The following is a 14,921-nucleotide window of genomic DNA, read 5'->3' as shown; positions in this document are numbered from 1 at the left end:
TGCAGGCCGCCCTGGCGGCGGCCCGGCCGCTTCACGCCTGCCCGCCGCCTCCTCCGCCCCCGACGCGCCGCACGGCTTCGCCGTACGGGCCCGGACGGAGCGCTGACTCCCGGCGGGTCCGGAACAGGAAGTCCGCGACCCGGGCGGTGTCCGGCTCCGGCGGCAGCGGAGTGCGGTCCGCTGCTTCCTCGGTCTCGCCGGCCAGGCGGGACATCCACCGTTCGATCTCCGCCCAGGTCACCTCGCCCCGCCTGACGGCGAGCAGCGGCTCCCGCGCGTCACCGGCATCGATCACCAGCTCGCCAGTGCGCAGCAGGTCGCGGCAGGACGCCATCAGGCGCAGCAGGTGCATCGCGTGCTTCCAGCGCGGGGCGCCGCGCAGGGCCACGTCCGCCGTCAGTTTCCTGCGCTGCCCCAGGGCGTACCGCGTGAAGGTGCGGTGGACGGCGCGGGAGAGGAACGCCTCGCGCAGGGAGAGGAGTTCACGCCCGGTGGCGTCGATGTGCTCGACGAGCGGGGAGTGCAGGCACTCCAGGATGTTGGGGTTGGCGCGGAGGGCCAGCTCGCAGAACCGCTCCAGCTCCCAGGAGAACTGCTCGTCGGCCGGGCCCTCCACATGCGCCGGGGGCTTGTCGAAACCCCAGAACAGCGGGGTCGGTGCGAGGAAGACCCCGCGGCGGTCCGTGTCGCTGGCCTCGGTGGCCAGCCCGAAGGCGCGGGAGCCCATCACACAGGAGTAGACGGTGTGATCGCGGACCAGCGCGCCGGGGGTGAGCAGCATCCCGGGAGGCTACGCCAGGCGCGGCGGGGCCGCCGGAGCCCGTCCACGTCTCGCAGGGCGGGCGCGGGGGGCCGGATGCCCGTACGGCTGACTACTCTGGACGGAGCCGTCGCGGCAGACCCGCGGCGGGTGTACACGGGAGCGAGGAGCGGGACGTGGCGGTACGAGCGGTCAGGGGCGCGGTCCAGCTGGAGCGGGACGAGGCCGGCCACCTGGAGGACCAGGTCGCCGCCCTCCTCACGGCCATCCTGGAGCGCAACGGCCTCGCGGTCGACGACCTGATCAGTATCTGGTTCACCGCCACCCCCGACCTGCACAGCGCCTTCCCGGCGGCGGCCGCGCGCGGGATCGGCATCGTGGACGTGCCGCTGATCTGCGCCCAGGAGCTGGACATCGCCGGGGCCATGCCCCGCGTCGTGCGGATCCTCGCGCACATCGAGAGCGACCGGCCCAGGGCCGGGATCACCCACGTCTACCTCGGCGCCGCAGGGGCCCTGCGCAAGGACATCGCCCAGTGAGGACCGCTCTCGTCATCGGGACCGGCCTGGTCGGCACATCCGCCGCCCTCGCTCTCATGGGCCGCGGGATCGCGGTCCACCTCGTCGATCACGACGCGTCCCAGGCCCGCACGGCGGCGGCGCTGGGCGCCGGCACCGACGAACCTCTCGAAGGGCGGGCCGACCTCGCGATTGTCGCGGTGCCGCCCGCCCATGTGGCAGCCACCCTGGCCGGCGCGATGCGGCGCGGCGCCGCCCGCGCCTACCTCGACGTCGCCAGCGTGAAGAGCGGGCCGCGCCGCGAGCTGGAGGCGATGGGCTGCGACCTGGCCGCGTACATCGGCACGCACCCGATGGCGGGCAAGGAACGCTCGGGCCCGCTGGCCGCGACCGCCGACCTCTTCGAGGGGCGGCCCTGGGTGCTCACCCCGACCAGGGACACCGAGACCGAGGTGCTGAACCTCGCCCTGGAGCTGGTCGCGCTCTGCCGGGCGGTGCCCGTGGTGATGGACGCCGAGGCGCACGACCGGGCCGTGGCCATGGTCTCGCACACCCCGCAGCTGATCTCCTCGATGGTCGCCGCCCGCCTCGAACAGGCGGACGAGACGGTCGTCCGCCTCTGCGGCCAGGGCATCAGGGACGTCACACGGATCGCCGCGTCGGACCCCCGGATGTGGGTGGAGATCCTCTCGGCCAACCCGGGGCCGGTGGCGGACGTCCTGACCGGCGTCGCGGACGACCTGGACGAGACCGTACGGGCGCTGCGCGCTCTTCAGTCGGCGGACGACGACAAGCGGAACGCCGGGGTCGCCGGCATCGAGGACGTGCTGAAACGGGGCAACGCGGGCCGTTCGCGGGTGCCGGGCAAGCACGGTGCCGCACCGGCCGCCTACGAGATCGTGGCGGTCCTCATCAGCGACCAGCCGGGCGAGCTGGCCAGGATCTTCGCGGACGCGGGCCGGGCCGGGGTCAACATCGAGGACGTACGGATCGAGCACGCGACCGGACAGCAGGCGGGTCTTGTGCAGCTCATGGTGGAGCCCAGCGCGGCCCCCGCGCTCGCCGCCTCGCTGCAGGAGCACGGCTGGTCGCTGCGCCCGTAGCGGCCCGGCACGGGCCCGCGCGGTGCCGGGGCCGTACGGCGTAACGGGACGGTCGCCCCAGCCAGTAACCTGGTGCAGGGCGCACCGGCGTCCCGCACATACCGCCCCGTGAAGCAGGAAGGTGTCCGTCACCGTGGAAACCGCCGCCCGGAACACCCCGGCAGCAGTGATCGTCGCCATCGACGGCCCCTCCGGCACGGGCAAGTCCAGCACGTCGAAGGCGGTCGCCGCCAAGCTCGGGCTGAGCTACCTGGACACGGGCGCCCAGTACCGGGCGATCACCTGGTGGATGATCAGCAACGGGATCGACGTGCAGGACGCCGCGGCCGTCGCGAACGCGTCGGCCAAGCCCTCCATCGTCTCGGGTACCGACCCGGCCGCCCCGACGATCACCGTCGACGGCGCCGACGCCTCGGGGCCCATCCGTACCCAGGAGGTCACCTCCAAGGTCAGTGCGGTGAGCGCGGTCCCCGAGGTGCGCACCAGGATCACGGAGCTCCAGCGGGACATCGCCGCGTCGGCCGAGGGCGGCATCGTCGTCGAGGGCCGTGACATAGGGACGACCGTCCTCCCGGACGCGGACCTCAAGGTCTTCCTGACCGCTTCCCCCGAGGCGCGGGCCGCCCGCCGCAGCGGCGAGCTCAAGGGCAGCCAGGCCGCGGACCTCGCCGCCACCAGGGACGCCCTCGTCAAGCGGGACGCGGCCGACTCCAGCCGTAAGGCGTCGCCCCTCGCCAAGGCGGACGACGCGGTCGAGGTGGACACCACGGAGCTGACCCTTCAGCAGGTCATCGAGTGCGTCGTCACCCTCGTCGAGGAGAAGCGGGCCGCCAGGTGACACCACCGGGGCCACGTGGCGCCGCGGTCGGGCGGGGCATCGGGATCGGCCTGATGTACGGCCTGTGGAGGCCCCGCGTCCTCGGCGCGTGGCGGGTCCCGGCGAGCGGCCCGGTCATCATGGCGGTGAACCACTCGCACAACATCGACGGGCCCATGCTGATGGGAACGGCGCCCCGGCCGGTGCACTTCCTGATCAAGAAGGAGGCGTTCACCGGCCCCCTCGATCCGTTCCTGCGCGGAATCGGGCAGCTGAAGGTGGACCGGACGACCGCCGACCGGACAGCGGTGACGGACGCTCTCGGAGTGCTCGCCGGCGGGGGAGTGCTCGGGATATTTCCCGAGGGCACCAGGGGCGAGGGGGACTTCGCCTCGCTGCGCGCCGGCCTCGCGTACTTCGCGCTGCGGGCGGGGGCGCCGATCGTCCCGGTGGCCGTCCTCGGCAGTACCGGGCGGGGCGGGCGTCTCGTCAGGGCGCTGCCGCCGCTGCGCAGCAAGGTCGACGTGGTGTTCGGCGAGGCCTTCGACGCCGGGGACGGCAGCGGACGGCGCACCCGCGGGGCGCTGGACGAGGCCACCGTACGGATCCAGCGGCGGCTCACCGCCCACCTGGAAAGTGCCAGGCGCCTCACCGGGCGCTGAGCGAGACTTGAGTAGTGGACCGCGCAACCGCGGTCCATCGATGACGCAACAGAGGAACGGACTTCATGAACGACCAGCACGACCACGGAGCACTCGGCGACGCCGAGTACGCGGAGTTCATGGAGCTCGCCGCGGAAGAGGGCTTCGACGCCGAAGACGTCGAGGGTGCCCTTGAGGAGGCCTCGCACGGCCCCCTCCCCGTCCTCGCAGTCGTCGGCCGGCCGAATGTCGGCAAGTCGACCCTGGTGAACCGCATCATCGGCCGCCGGGAGGCGGTCGTCCAGGACAAGCCGGGTGTGACCCGCGACCGTGTCTCGTACGAGGCCGAGTGGGCAGGCCGGCGCTTCAAGGTCGTCGACACCGGCGGCTGGGAGCAGGACGTCCTGGGTCTGGACGCGTCCGTCGCCGCCCAGGCCGAGTACGCCATCGAGACCGCTGACGCCGTGGTCTTCGTGGTCGACTCGACGGTCGGCGCCACCGACACCGACGAGGCCGTCGTCAAGCTGCTGCGCCGGGCGGGCAAGCCCGTGGTGCTCTGCGCCAACAAGGTCGACGGGCAGAGCGGCGAGGCCGACGCCAGCACGCTCTGGTCGCTGGGCCTCGGCGAGCCGCACCCCGTCTCCTCGCTGCACGGCCGCGGCACCGGCGACATGCTGGACGCCGTACTCGAAGCGCTCCCCGAGGCGCCCGCGCAGACCTTCGGCACCACGGTCGGCGGCCCGCGCCGGATCGCCCTCATCGGCCGTCCGAACGTCGGCAAGTCGTCGCTGCTCAACAAGGTCGCGAACGAGGACCGGGTCGTCGTCAACGCGATGGCGGGCACCACCCGTGACCCGGTGGACGAGCTGATCGAGCTCGGCGGCATCGTCTGGAAGTTCATCGACACGGCCGGCATCCGCCGCCGGGTGCACCTCCAGGAGGGCGCGGACTACTACGCGTCGCTGCGTACCGCGGCAGCCGTGGAGAAGGCCGAGGTCGCGGTCATCCTGATCGACGCCACCGAGTCCATCAGCGTCCAGGACCAGCGCATCGTCACCATGGCCGTCGAGGCGGGCCGTGCGATGGTCCTCGCCTTCAACAAGTGGGACGACCTCGACGAGGAGCGCCGCTACTACCTGGAGCGGGAGATCGAGAGCGAGCTCGCGCAGGTCGCCTGGGCTCCCCGGGTGAACGTCTCCGCACGCACCGGGCGCCACATGGAGAGGCTGGTCCCGGCGATCGAGACCGCCATCAAGGGCTGGGAGACCCGGATCCCCACCGGCCGTCTCAACGCCTTCCTCGGCGAGATCGTCGCGGCGCACCCGCACCCGGTCCGCGGTGGAAAGCAGCCGCGCATCCTCTTCGGTACGCAGGCCGGGACGATGCCGCCGCGGTTCGTCCTCTTCGCGTCCGGCTTCCTGGAGGCCGGTTACCGGCGCTTCATCGAGCGCCGGCTGCGTGAGGAGTTCGGCTTCGACGGCACGCCGATCCACATCTCGGTCCGGGTGCGCGAGAAGCGCGGCCGCAAGAAGTAGCCGGACGCAGGGCGCCGTGCCGGCCGGGGCAGGACCGGTGCTCCGGCCCCGCCCCGGTCACAGACCCCGGCGCGGGCCGGGCGGCAGCGCGGGCCGCGCGTGCCCACCGGACTGCTGGCGCTGCCACGCCCCGGGGTGCTCCTGCGGGCGCTGCACGCTGCTGCCGTGCACTCCGCCGGCCTGCATGCCGTTGCCGTGCATTCCGCTGCTGTGCATGCCGGTACCGAAGGCCGTGAAGCCGGTGTGTTCCTCGTTGCTCCGGTCGCCGGGCAGCGTACGGAACGATCTGCGGTACTCGGAGTAGAGCGCGTCGTAGATCGGTGTGGCGGACCGGCTCCCCATGGGATCCTGCGACGGGCGCATCGCGGGGATCGGGGCCTGGTACGGCTGGCGGCTCGGCTCGTATGGGTGCACACAGGGGCCAACGACCCCGCAGCTCTTCGGATGCGGGTGGACACTAACGGATTTTCCTGGGCAAAAACGCCGATAACCCCCCGGACCGGTAAGAGTCGGGGGGTTTCGGGTATCGGCTCTCTCAGGTGCCGGCCAGCGGCAGGGCCGCGGCCACCAGCGCGCCCCGCGCCGCCGCCCGCTCCAGCGCGTCCCGCAGCAGGTCCTCGCGGCCCTGCTGGCCGATCGAGCCCGCCGGGGCCGCGAAGATCAGCACTGTGTGCGACTTGTTGGCAGCCGCGCGCCAGCCATCGGTGACATGGAGCGGCTGGTGGGCCTGCCACCAGGAGACGGGGCTGCCGCCGCCGGTACCGGGCTGGAGGATGGCGTGCAGCTGTCCCATGGCGAGCAGCACGGACCAGCCCGGCAGTGCGCTGGGCACCTGCTCCAGACCTGCGACCGGCTGGAAGCCCTGCTCGATGAGGAGCTGGAGGAAGTCGTCGCCCTGGCCGGTGGAGCCCGGCCGGACCACGGGCGCGGTCGGCTCGACCACCAGCGCCGGGTGGAGCTCGCCCTGGATCAGTACGAGACCGCTGGTGATGCCGAGCACGGCCTGCTCCGGAGCCGCCGCGGCCTGCGGAGCGGTCCCGCCGCCCTCACCCGTGATGCTCCGTACGGCGCCCTGGAGCTGCGTCTCGGCGACCTTGACGACCTGGGACGGGATGCAGGTCGCGTGGGCGAAGGCGAGCACGGCGGTCTCGTCGCCGACGAACAGCACTGTGCTGGTGCGCTCCTGCTCGGAGTCCCCGGGGGTGCGGCATGAGGTGCAGTCGTAGCTGCCCGGGGTGTTCTCCCCGGCGAGCAGGAGATCGGCTTCTTCGTCGCCGATCTCGGCACGTACGTCCTGGCTGACGTCGAGCATGCGCGGCACGGGTGGCTCCTCGAACTCGGTTCGTGCGCCGGGAAGTTCCCGGCCAACAAGAGAACAACGGGAGACCGCCTTCCGGGGTCACGCGAAAAGGCGGACGGAATCCGGGCGGATACGGAACCGGACACGGCCGGGAAGAGGGCCGCGCGGGTCCGCCGACCGGGTGGGCCGGTCGGCGTCCGTCGCGCGGCGTGATCATCATCTGATCCGCTCTGCTTACCTTGGCGCGATGTCGACCCCTCGAGTGTGGCCCGCCGCGCTGCTGGCCCTCCTGTTCGCCCTGGCGCCGTCCGGTGCGCACGCCGCGGCGGGGGCTCCGGGCGCGGCGCCGCTGCCCTGTACCGGCGATCAGCGGCCCTGGGGGTGCATCGCCGAGTGCGAGAGCGGGGGTCGCTGGGACACCAACACCGGCAACTCCTTCTACGGCGGGCTGCAGATCCTCCAGTCGACCTGGGTCGAGTACGGCGGTCGTGCCTATGCGCCCCGGGCCGATCTGGCCACCCGGGAGCAGCAGATCACCGTCGCGGAGCGGATCCTCGCGGCCCAGGGCTGGCAGGCCTGGCCGGTCTGTTCCAAGCGGTACGGCTTCACCGACGGCCGGATCCGTGACGGCCGGGTCCACGACGGCCGGGTCCACGACGGCCGGGTCCGTGAAGGCCGGATCCATGTCGTGCGATCCGGCGAGACGCTCAGCTCCATCGCCCGGCGCCACCGGATCAGGGGCGGCTGGCGCGCGCTCTACCGGAGCAACACCGGCTCCGTCGGGGCCCGCCCCGACCGGCTCACCATCGGCACCCGGCTGACCCTCCCGGCCACGGCCGGGGACTCCGCCTGAGCGGCGGGCAGGCCGCCGAGTAGAGTCCCTTCGCACGACAGTCACGGGGGGAGAACCGGGACACCGGGGGCGCCGGGGCGCCGGGGTCCCCGGCACACGTGGCAACGCGGGGGATACGACGGCGACATGCACATCACTTTCATGCTCCACAACGCCTACGGCATCGGCGGCACGATCCGGACGACCTTCACGCTCGCCGGGACCCTGGCCGAGCAGCACGACGTGGAGATCGTCTCCGTCTTCCGCCACCGGGACCGGCCGGCGCTCGGCGCCCCCGGCGGCGTACGGATGAGCCATCTCGTCGATATGCGCAAGGACAGCGGGGAGTTCGCAGGGGGCGACCCGGAGCATTCCAGACCGGCCGCGGTCTTCCCCCGGGGCGATCACCGCCACCGCCAGTACAGCCGGCTCACGGACACCCGGATCGCCCGGTATCTGAAGTCCCTGGAGACCGACGTGATCGTCGGCACCCGCCCGGGGCTCAATGTGCAGATCGCCCGGCAGGCGCGGCGCGGCCCGGTCCGGATCGGTCAGGAACACCTCACGCTGGACAGTCACAACGCCCTGTTGCACCGCGAGATCGGCTACCGCTACGGGCTCCTGGACGCCGTGACCACGGTCTCCGAGGCGGACGCACACGCCTACCGCACCCGGCTGGCCCTGCCCGGCCTGCGGATCGAGGCCATCCCCAACAGCGTTCCCGAGCCTCGTCTCCCGGCCTCCGGCACCACGGCGAAGTGGGTGGTGGCGGCGGGCCGGCTGACGGAGACGAAGCGGTTCGACCTGCTGGTCCGGGCCTTCGGGCAGGTGGTGGCGGTCCGCCCGGACTGGCGGCTGCGCATCTACGGCAGCGGCGACGCAAGCGGCAACGAGAAGGACGCCCTGCGGGCCCTGATCGATGAACTGGGCCTGTACAACCACGTGTTCCTGATGGGCTCGGCCAACCCCATCGAGACGGAGTGGGTCAAGGGCTCGGTGGCCGCCGTCACGTCACGCCTGGAGTCCTTCGGGATGTCCATCGTCGAGGCGATGCGCTCGGGCCTGCCGGTCGTCGCCACCGACTGCCCGCACGGCCCCCGCGAGATCATCAGCGACGGCGCGGACGGACGGCTCGTACCGGTGGGCGACACCCGGGCCATCGCCTCGGCCCTGCTCGAACTGATCGAGGACGACGCGCTGCGCGGTGCGATGGGGCGGGCCGCGCGCGAGAGCTCGGCACGTTTCGATCCCGCGCCGGTCGCCGCGCGGCACGAGGCGCTCTTCGCCGAGCTGGCCGCCGGGCGCGGGCGGTCCCGCGGCGCGCTGGGCGAGGGCCTGCTGCGTGCCCGCGGCACTGCGGGGAGCAGGGCGTACGGACTGCGGCACCGGGTCTCCGGTGCGGTGCGAAGGAGGAGGGCCGCATGACAGGGACCGGGGAGCACCGGCTGCCGTACACCGTCGACTGCGTGGCAGAAGCCGACGGGACGGTCCGCTTCACCGTCGCGGGGCCTGGCCCCGACGGGCTGGTCCTGGAGCGGCGCAAGTCCGGTGACCGGGTGCGGCTCGCGCTCACGCGGCCACCGCACGGCCGGCCGGAAGCAGTGCTGGACGCCTCGGCGGAGCTCGGCGAGGGGCGCTGGGACGTCTTCGCCGGGGGAGGGCCGGCCGGTGAGCAGCGGGTCGAACCGGGCCTTCGGGACCTGCGGACGCTGATCGACCGCATACCGGGCCCGACGGCCGCGACCGTGACCGCCCGGATTCCGTACCGCACCGCCGACGGGACGCTCGCCGTCCGCAGCTGGTCCCGTTCCCCGCACGCCGAAGCGGGCGAGCTGACCGTGCGCGACAGCTCGCTGACTCTCCGCGGACGCCTGTACGGGGCGGTGCCCGGTGGGGACGCGGTGGTCGAGGCACGGCTGCGCGGCGTACCCGGCCAGGTGCACCGGGAGTCCGCGAGGCCCGGCGGTGACGGGGCGTTCAGCTGTACGTTGCCCTACGGGCCGCTGGCCGGGGGCGACGCGGCAGGAGGCAGGTTCTGGGACCTGTGGCTGCGGCCGGAGGGTGTGGCGCGGGGTGGGCCGGGTGTCCGGATCGGCCGGATCCTCGACGACATCGCCGACCGGAAGTCCGTCTTCGTCTACCCGGGCTCGCCGTGCGGCGGCGGTGCGGCGCCGGGCGTCACGGCCACGCCGTACTACACGGTGGACAACGACCTCAGTGTGCGGATCGACCCGCCGAAGGGCTGAGGGGCGGCCTCCGGACGGTGCGGATTCTGTGGGGAATCCGTGAATCGGACACGTCGCTGTCTTTCTTGGCTGCTTTATTCACCGGAAATTTCGGTGCCCGCATACGGCAGTCCTTCGCTGTGGAATTCGGGCGGTTCAATTACTCCGGAGTTCACCTTGTGTGCATTGAGGATTCGACATGGCCGGAACACCCCTTCGGGTGACGGGCCGCGGCCGAACAGGTGTCTTGCCGCTGTGACAGAAGTGTGACAACGCACAGGTACGGGCAAGGCCCTGACGCCCGTACGCCCGGCCTTCCTTCTTCCCGGTCCGGGGGCCTACGGTGGATGTCATGGCACCCATTCCGACCCCTTCCGTACAGCCCGACGACGCACCCGGCAGTTATGTGGGGCTCGATGAGGAGCCGGCCCGGCAGCTGGCCGGGGAGCGCGGCTGGTCCACCGTGAGAGCGCTCCCCACGGGCACGGTCATCACCATGGAGTTCCGGCCCGGCCGGCTCAACTTCGAGGTCGACGGGGGGAAGGTCGTCCGCTGCTGGCCCGGCTGATCCCCGCAGCCGCAGCCGCAGCCGCAGCCGCAGCCCCAGGCGGGGCAGGATCCGCGCCCCCGCAGTACGAAGCCCCGGCCGGGGAGGAGATCCCCGGCCGGGGCTTCGTACTGCGGGGGAGTCCGTGCGTACCGCTCCCGCTGTCAGGTGGAGCCGCCCGTGACCGGGCGGCTCTGCCCGGTGCGCGGGGTGCGGTCGGCGTGCGGGGGCCGGCGGCTGCCGGCCGGCGTGCCGGGGGCGCGCTCCGAGCGTGCGCCGTGCGTCCGCTGGAGCGAGGTGGGGTGCGCGCCGCTCCTGGGCGTACCGGCGGAACGGCCCGCGATGCCCGCGGGCTCCAGCGGCTGGCTCTCGTCGGCCGGGTCCTCCGCCCTGGGGTGTCCGTTCGGGAGCAGCACCGGCTGGACGTCGGCCGGGACGGGGGTGGGTGAGGCGGGCCTGCGGCGCCCGGCGCGCAGCTTCCGGCGCACCGCGAAGACCGCGGTCTCGGTACGGCCGATCAGCGGCTCGAACCAGGGGAGCGCCAGCAGGACCAGCAGCCCCGCGGCCCAGCCGAGGAGCACATCGCTCAGCCAGTGCGTGCCGAGGTAGACCGTGGTGGCCCCGACGCCCAGAGCCAGTGCGGACGAGCCCACCGAGAGCCAGCGCCTGGCCAGCGGTGTGGTGGCCAGATAGGCCAGGATTCCCCAGGTCACGACGGCGTTGGCGGTGTGTCCTGAAGGAAATATATCGCCGCCGGCGAAGAGCTCGGCCGAGCCGATCTGGGTGGCGTAGTGCGGGCCGAGGCGGCCGAGGCCGAGCTTGACCGCGCCCACCGTGATGTTCAGCAGCAGCAGGGCGGCGCCGAGGGTCAGCAGGGGCCTCAGGGTGTGCTGCCGCCAGGAGCGCCAGCCGAGCCAGGCCGCGACCATCACCGCGGTGGGTCCGCGCTGGCCGAGCACCACGAAGTAGTCGAGGAACGCATGCAGCTGCGGCCACTGCTGGTACGGCCGGAAGAGCATGACCTTCCAGTCCAGCTCCACGAGCCAGGACGTGGACAGCACGGCGACGACGATGGCCAGATAGAAGGCCAGCGTCGAGCCGAGCAGGGCGACCCTGGTCCGGCTCATCCGCGGGATCTCCAGCTCCGGCGGTTCCGGCTCCCGGTCCAGGCGGGCAAAGATTCGGTCGATACGCACCCAATCGACGTTACAGCGAGTGAGTGACATGCCTGGCCGATCCGGTCTCTTTGTGATGACGATGTGATGTGGACTATGTCTCAGTGGCTTGTCTATTCCAACGGAATGCCGAATAGCGGTTCGTGGGTCTCGTTATATGCAAGAAGACCCTTACGCTCGTGTTATCAGCGCTCTGCTGAAGAGTTTTACGGGTATGCAGTCGATATTCCCGCGGGGCCGCCGCCGTCCCGCGGGATCGCCCGGCGGGACGCGGAGCGGAGGGGAGCAGGGCGCGCTCCGTGCCGCCGCACCGATCCGGACCGGTGCGGCGGGAGGTGAGATGGGCCACGTGACACGGACGAGGTCTCGCGTACGCTGACGGCTCACTCGCCCGTCGAAGCCGGGCCCCGGGAGGGCGCAGGTCCCCCGCAGGTCCGCCGAGCGCGAGGCGCACACAGTTGTGGGAGGTAGGCGCATGTCAGGGACGTCCACAACCGGCAGGCGCCCCGGCGCCGCCGTGGCAGCCGGTGCCAACCGCTGGGTCGTCCTGGTCGTCCTGTGCGTCAGTCTGCTGCTGGTCGCGCTCGACGCGACCGTCCTGCATGTCGCGGTGCCCGCGCTCACGGAGGACCTGCGCCCCGGCGCCATCCAGCTGCTCTGGATCGTCGACGCCTATCCACTGGTCTGCGCGTCACTGCTGATCCTCTTCGGCACGCTCGGCGACCGGGTGGGGCGCCGTCGCATCCTGCTGATCGGGTACGCCCTGTTCGGGGTGGCATCGGCGGTCGCCGCCCTCTCCACCAGCTCCGCGGTCCTGATCGGGGCGCGCGCCCTGCTCGGGGTCGGTGGCGCGATGATCATGCCGGCGACGCTGTCGGTCCTGCGGGCCGTCTTCCCCGACCGCCGTGAACGCGCCGTCGCGATCGGGGTGTGGACCGCCGTGGCCGCGGTCGGCGCCGCCATCGGCCCGGTGCTCGGCGGCTTCCTCGTCGAACATTTCTGGTGGGGGTCGGTCTTCCTCATCAACCTCCCGCTGATGGCGGTGCTGCTGCCGCTCGCCCGCTGGGTGCTGCCCGAGTCGCGGGGCAGCGCGGACGGCCCGTGGGACGTGCTCGGCGCACTGATGGCCGCCGCCGGCGTGCTCGGTGTGGTGCTGGGGGTCAAGCGCATCGGCGGTGGCGAAGGGGCCGCCGGGGCCGGGACTCTCGTGCCACTGGTGACCGGTGCCGTACTGCTGGTGCTCTTCGTCAGGCGGCAGCGGAGCAGGGAGCATCCGCTCATCGACATCCGGATGTTCTCCCGGCCCGCCTTCACCACGGCGGTCGGCTGCATCGTCCTGGCCATGCTGGCCCTGGTCGGCCTGGAGCTGATCGCCGTCCAGTACCTCCAGCTGGTACTCGGCCTCAGCCCGCTGGCCACCGGTCTGCGGCTGCTGCCGCTCACGTTCGCCGCCATCACCGCCGGGGCCATGGGCTCCTCCGTGCTGCGCCGCGCCGGGCCGCGCCGGATGGTGTGCTCCGGGTTCGTACTGACCGCGGCTGCCGTGCTCTGCCTGGTGCGGATGGGCTCCCACGACGCTCCGTTGCTGCTGACCGTCTCCTTCGTGCTGCTGGGCTTCGGACTCCAGGCGACGCTCTTCGGGTCGTACGAGTCGATGCTCAGCGAAGCGCCCGCCGACCGGGCGGGCGGCGCGGCGGCGATCGGCGAGACCTCGTACCAGCTGGGCGCCGGTATGGGGATAGCGCTGCTCGGCAGCGTCATGAACGCGGCCTACGGGCCGTCGCTCAGCTCGGTGCACGGGGTCCCCGTCGCGGCCAGCCGCCAGGCCGCCAACTCGCTGGGGGAGGCCTATCAGGTGGCCGCCCGGCTCGGTGGCCCCGCCGGGGCCGCCCTGCGCAGTGCCGCGCGGGACGCCTTCGTCCACGGGCTGCACGTCACCCTGCTGGTCAGCGCCGGGCTGCTGCTGCTCGGCGCGGTGGCGGCGCTCCGGCTGCCCCGGGTGATGGACTGCACGGCCCCGCCCGGGGAGCGGGAGCACGGCAGCGGGACGCTCGCCGTACGGGCGGACGCCGACCGGGCGCGCGCCGGGCAGCCGCCGGACGGACGCGCCCCCGAGGCCCGGCCGAAGGTGCCCTCGGCCGCCCTGCGGCGCCAGGTGTCCGCCGATACGGCCGGGTCTGGACGCGCGGGACACTGAGCCGTAACGTCAGCGGCATCCCGTAACTAACACTGCTAGTTTTATTCGTTGTCCGTGCGAGCCGCCGGAGGCACCCCCATGTCCGCACCGTCCAAGCTGCCGCCCTTCGACCCCGCCGACCCCATCGGCCTGGACGACCTGCTCGGCGACGAGGATCTCGCGATCCGCGGCACCGTCCGGGCCTGGGCCGCCGACCGGGTCCTGCCGCACATCGCGGAGTGGTACGAGAAGGGCGAGCTGCCCGGCATCCGTGAGCTGGCCCGGGAGCTGGGCTCCATCGGCGCGCTGGGCATGTCCCTGCGGGGGTACGGCTGCGCGGGCGCCACCGCCGTGCAGTACGGACTCGCCTGCCTGGAGCTGGAGGCGGCCGACTCCGGCATCCGCTCGCTGGTCTCCGTGCAGGGCTCGCTGGCGATGTACGCGATCCACCGTTTCGGCTCCGAGGAGCAGAAGCAGCAGTGGCTCCCCGGCATGGCGGCCGGTGAGATCATCGGCTGCTTCGGGCTCACCGAGCCCGACCACGGCTCGGACCCGGCCGGGATGCGGACGTACGCGAAGCGCAGCGGCGCCGACTGGGTGCTGACCGGACGCAAGATGTGGATCACGAACGGCTCGGTCGCGGGTGTCGCCGTCGTCTGGGCGCAGACGGACGACGGGGTCCGCGGTTTCGTCGTCCCCACGGACGCTGCCGGGTTCTCCGCCCCCGAGATCAAGCACAAGTGGTCGCTCCGGGCCTCGGTCACCAGCGAGCTGGTCCTCGACGAGGTCCGGCTCCCGGCCGACGCGGTACTGCCCGGGGTCACCGGGTTGAAGGGCCCGCTGAGCTGTCTGAGCCACGCCCGGTACGGGATCGTCTGGGGTGCGATGGGCGCCGCCCGCGCCAGCTTCGAGGCGGCGCTCGACTACTCCAGGACGCGTGAGCAGTTCGGCAGGCCGATCGGCGGCTTCCAGCTCACCCAGGCCAAGCTCGCCGACATGGCGGTCGAACTGCACAAGGGAATTCTCCTCGCGCACCACATCGGTCAGCGGATGGACGCCGGGAGGCTCCGGCCGGAACAGGTCAGCTTCGGGAAGCTGAACAACGTGCGGGAGGCGATCGAGATCTGCCGCACCTCGCGCACGATCCTGGGCGCCAACGGGATCTCGCTGGAGTACCCGGTCATGCGGCACGCGACCAACCTGGAGTCGGTGCTGACCTACGAGGGCACCGTCGAGATGCACCAGCTGGTGCTCGGCAAGGCGCTCACCGGCCTCGACGCGTTCCGGTAGTC

The 14,921-nt window shown here is 72.5% G+C and carries 15 protein-coding genes; 11 read left to right on the top strand and 4 right to left on the bottom strand.

What is annotated here, in order from left to right; all coding sequences use genetic code 11:
• Positions 1–31: 31 nt before the first annotated feature.
• Complete coding sequence (locus OG917_RS07275; RefSeq protein ID WP_328316720.1) at positions 32–781, bottom strand: nucleotidyltransferase domain-containing protein; 750 nt, start codon at positions 779–781, stop codon at positions 32–34.
• 155 nt (positions 782–936) lie between these two features.
• Here OG917_RS07275 and aroH point away from each other — a divergent pair, with 155 nt between their 5' ends.
• From aroH to der, 5 genes are all read left to right on the top strand, one after another.
• Complete coding sequence (gene aroH, locus OG917_RS07270) at positions 937–1,299, top strand: chorismate mutase (RefSeq protein ID WP_328316719.1); 363 nt, start codon at positions 937–939, stop codon at positions 1,297–1,299.
• Positions 1,296–2,381, top strand: coding sequence for a prephenate dehydrogenase (locus tag OG917_RS07265; RefSeq protein ID WP_328316718.1), 1,086 nt, complete (start codon positions 1,296–1,298; stop codon positions 2,379–2,381). Before aroH ends, OG917_RS07265 begins: the two co-directional genes overlap by 4 nt.
• Before the next feature lie 121 nt (positions 2,382–2,502).
• The gene (cmk, locus tag OG917_RS07260) at positions 2,503–3,219 is read left to right on the top strand and encodes a (d)CMP kinase (protein ID WP_328316717.1); all 717 of its coding nucleotides are present in this window, start codon (positions 2,503–2,505) and stop codon (positions 3,217–3,219) included.
• A gap of 53 nt (positions 3,220–3,272) precedes the next feature.
• Complete coding sequence (locus tag OG917_RS07255; protein ID WP_328316716.1) at positions 3,273–3,860, top strand: lysophospholipid acyltransferase family protein; 588 nt, start codon at positions 3,273–3,275, stop codon at positions 3,858–3,860.
• A 65-nt stretch (positions 3,861–3,925) separates the two neighbouring features.
• Complete coding sequence (der, locus tag OG917_RS07250; protein WP_328316715.1) at positions 3,926–5,374, top strand: ribosome biogenesis GTPase Der; 1,449 nt, start codon at positions 3,926–3,928, stop codon at positions 5,372–5,374.
• Positions 5,375–5,431: 57 nt separating this feature from the next.
• Here the strand turns inward: der and OG917_RS07245 are convergent, their stop codons facing one another.
• Together OG917_RS07245 and OG917_RS07240 are read right to left on the bottom strand one after the other, a co-directional pair.
• Entirely contained in the window at positions 5,432–5,716 is a 285-nt protein-coding gene (locus tag OG917_RS07245) for a hypothetical protein (protein WP_328316714.1), read from the bottom strand.
• Positions 5,717–5,909: 193 nt separating this feature from the next.
• Positions 5,910–6,695, bottom strand: a complete 786-nt coding sequence (locus OG917_RS07240) for a hypothetical protein (protein ID WP_328316713.1) — start codon at positions 6,693–6,695, stop codon at positions 5,910–5,912.
• Positions 6,696–6,921: 226 nt separating this feature from the next.
• Between OG917_RS07240 and OG917_RS07235 the strand changes: the two genes are divergently transcribed.
• The 4 genes from OG917_RS07235 (at position 6,922) to OG917_RS07220 (ending at position 10,299) form a co-directional block, all read left to right on the top strand.
• Positions 6,922–7,527, top strand: a complete 606-nt coding sequence (locus OG917_RS07235) for a transglycosylase family protein (protein WP_328316712.1) — start codon at positions 6,922–6,924, stop codon at positions 7,525–7,527.
• Between the two features lie 126 nt (positions 7,528–7,653).
• Positions 7,654–8,931 (top strand): glycosyltransferase family 4 protein, encoded by a 1,278-nt coding sequence (locus tag OG917_RS07230; protein ID WP_328316711.1) that lies wholly within the window; start codon positions 7,654–7,656, stop codon positions 8,929–8,931.
• Positions 8,928–9,752 carry a transferase gene (locus tag OG917_RS07225; RefSeq protein ID WP_328316710.1) on the top strand — a complete coding sequence of 275 codons (825 nt, stop codon included), beginning with the start codon at positions 8,928–8,930 and terminating at the stop codon, positions 9,750–9,752. The genes OG917_RS07230 and OG917_RS07225 overlap by 4 nt, the downstream gene beginning before the upstream one ends.
• Positions 9,753–10,083: 331 nt before the next feature.
• Positions 10,084–10,299, top strand: coding sequence for an I78 family peptidase inhibitor (locus tag OG917_RS07220; RefSeq protein WP_328316709.1), 216 nt, complete (start codon positions 10,084–10,086; stop codon positions 10,297–10,299).
• A gap of 143 nt (positions 10,300–10,442) precedes the next feature.
• Here OG917_RS07220 and OG917_RS07215 read toward each other — a convergent pair whose 3' ends face one another.
• Complete coding sequence (locus tag OG917_RS07215; RefSeq protein WP_328316708.1) at positions 10,443–11,474, bottom strand: phosphatase PAP2 family protein; 1,032 nt, start codon at positions 11,472–11,474, stop codon at positions 10,443–10,445.
• A gap of 454 nt (positions 11,475–11,928) precedes the next feature.
• Here OG917_RS07215 and OG917_RS07210 point away from each other — a divergent pair, with 454 nt between their 5' ends.
• Positions 11,929–13,650, top strand: coding sequence for an MFS transporter (locus OG917_RS07210; protein ID WP_328316707.1), 1,722 nt, complete (start codon positions 11,929–11,931; stop codon positions 13,648–13,650).
• A 78-nt stretch (positions 13,651–13,728) separates the two neighbouring features.
• Complete coding sequence (locus OG917_RS07205; RefSeq protein ID WP_328316706.1) at positions 13,729–14,919, top strand: acyl-CoA dehydrogenase family protein; 1,191 nt, start codon at positions 13,729–13,731, stop codon at positions 14,917–14,919.
• Positions 14,920–14,921 lie beyond the last annotated feature (2 nt).

The sequence above is a fragment of the Streptomyces sp. NBC_00388 genome (assembly GCF_036061255.1).
Lineage (GTDB): Bacteria > Actinomycetota > Actinomycetes > Streptomycetales > Streptomycetaceae > Streptomyces.
Note: the sequence above shows the minus strand (reverse complement) of the source record. Positions and strands in the feature narration are given on the sequence as shown.

What these genes read in the sequence shown, in the direction of transcription:
- OG917_RS07220 (WP_328316709.1), top strand. Translation starts at nt 10,084, where the DNA reads ATGGCACCCATTCCGACCCCTTCCGTACAGCCCGACGACGCACCCGGC.
- OG917_RS07275 (WP_328316720.1), bottom strand. Translation starts at nt 781, where the DNA reads ATGCTGCTCACCCCCGGCGCGCTGGTCCGCGATCACACCGTCTACTCC.
- OG917_RS07225 (WP_328316710.1), top strand. Translation starts at nt 8,928, where the DNA reads ATGACAGGGACCGGGGAGCACCGGCTGCCGTACACCGTCGACTGCGTG.
- OG917_RS07230 (WP_328316711.1), top strand. Translation starts at nt 7,654, where the DNA reads ATGCACATCACTTTCATGCTCCACAACGCCTACGGCATCGGCGGCACG.
- OG917_RS07235 (WP_328316712.1), top strand. Translation starts at nt 6,922, where the DNA reads ATGTCGACCCCTCGAGTGTGGCCCGCCGCGCTGCTGGCCCTCCTGTTC.
- OG917_RS07205 (WP_328316706.1), top strand. Translation starts at nt 13,729, where the DNA reads ATGTCCGCACCGTCCAAGCTGCCGCCCTTCGACCCCGCCGACCCCATC.
- OG917_RS07210 (WP_328316707.1), top strand. Translation starts at nt 11,929, where the DNA reads ATGTCAGGGACGTCCACAACCGGCAGGCGCCCCGGCGCCGCCGTGGCA.
- der (WP_328316715.1), top strand. Translation starts at nt 3,926, where the DNA reads ATGAACGACCAGCACGACCACGGAGCACTCGGCGACGCCGAGTACGCG.
- OG917_RS07255 (WP_328316716.1), top strand. Translation starts at nt 3,273, where the DNA reads ATGTACGGCCTGTGGAGGCCCCGCGTCCTCGGCGCGTGGCGGGTCCCG.
- OG917_RS07245 (WP_328316714.1), bottom strand. Translation starts at nt 5,716, where the DNA reads ATGGGGAGCCGGTCCGCCACACCGATCTACGACGCGCTCTACTCCGAG.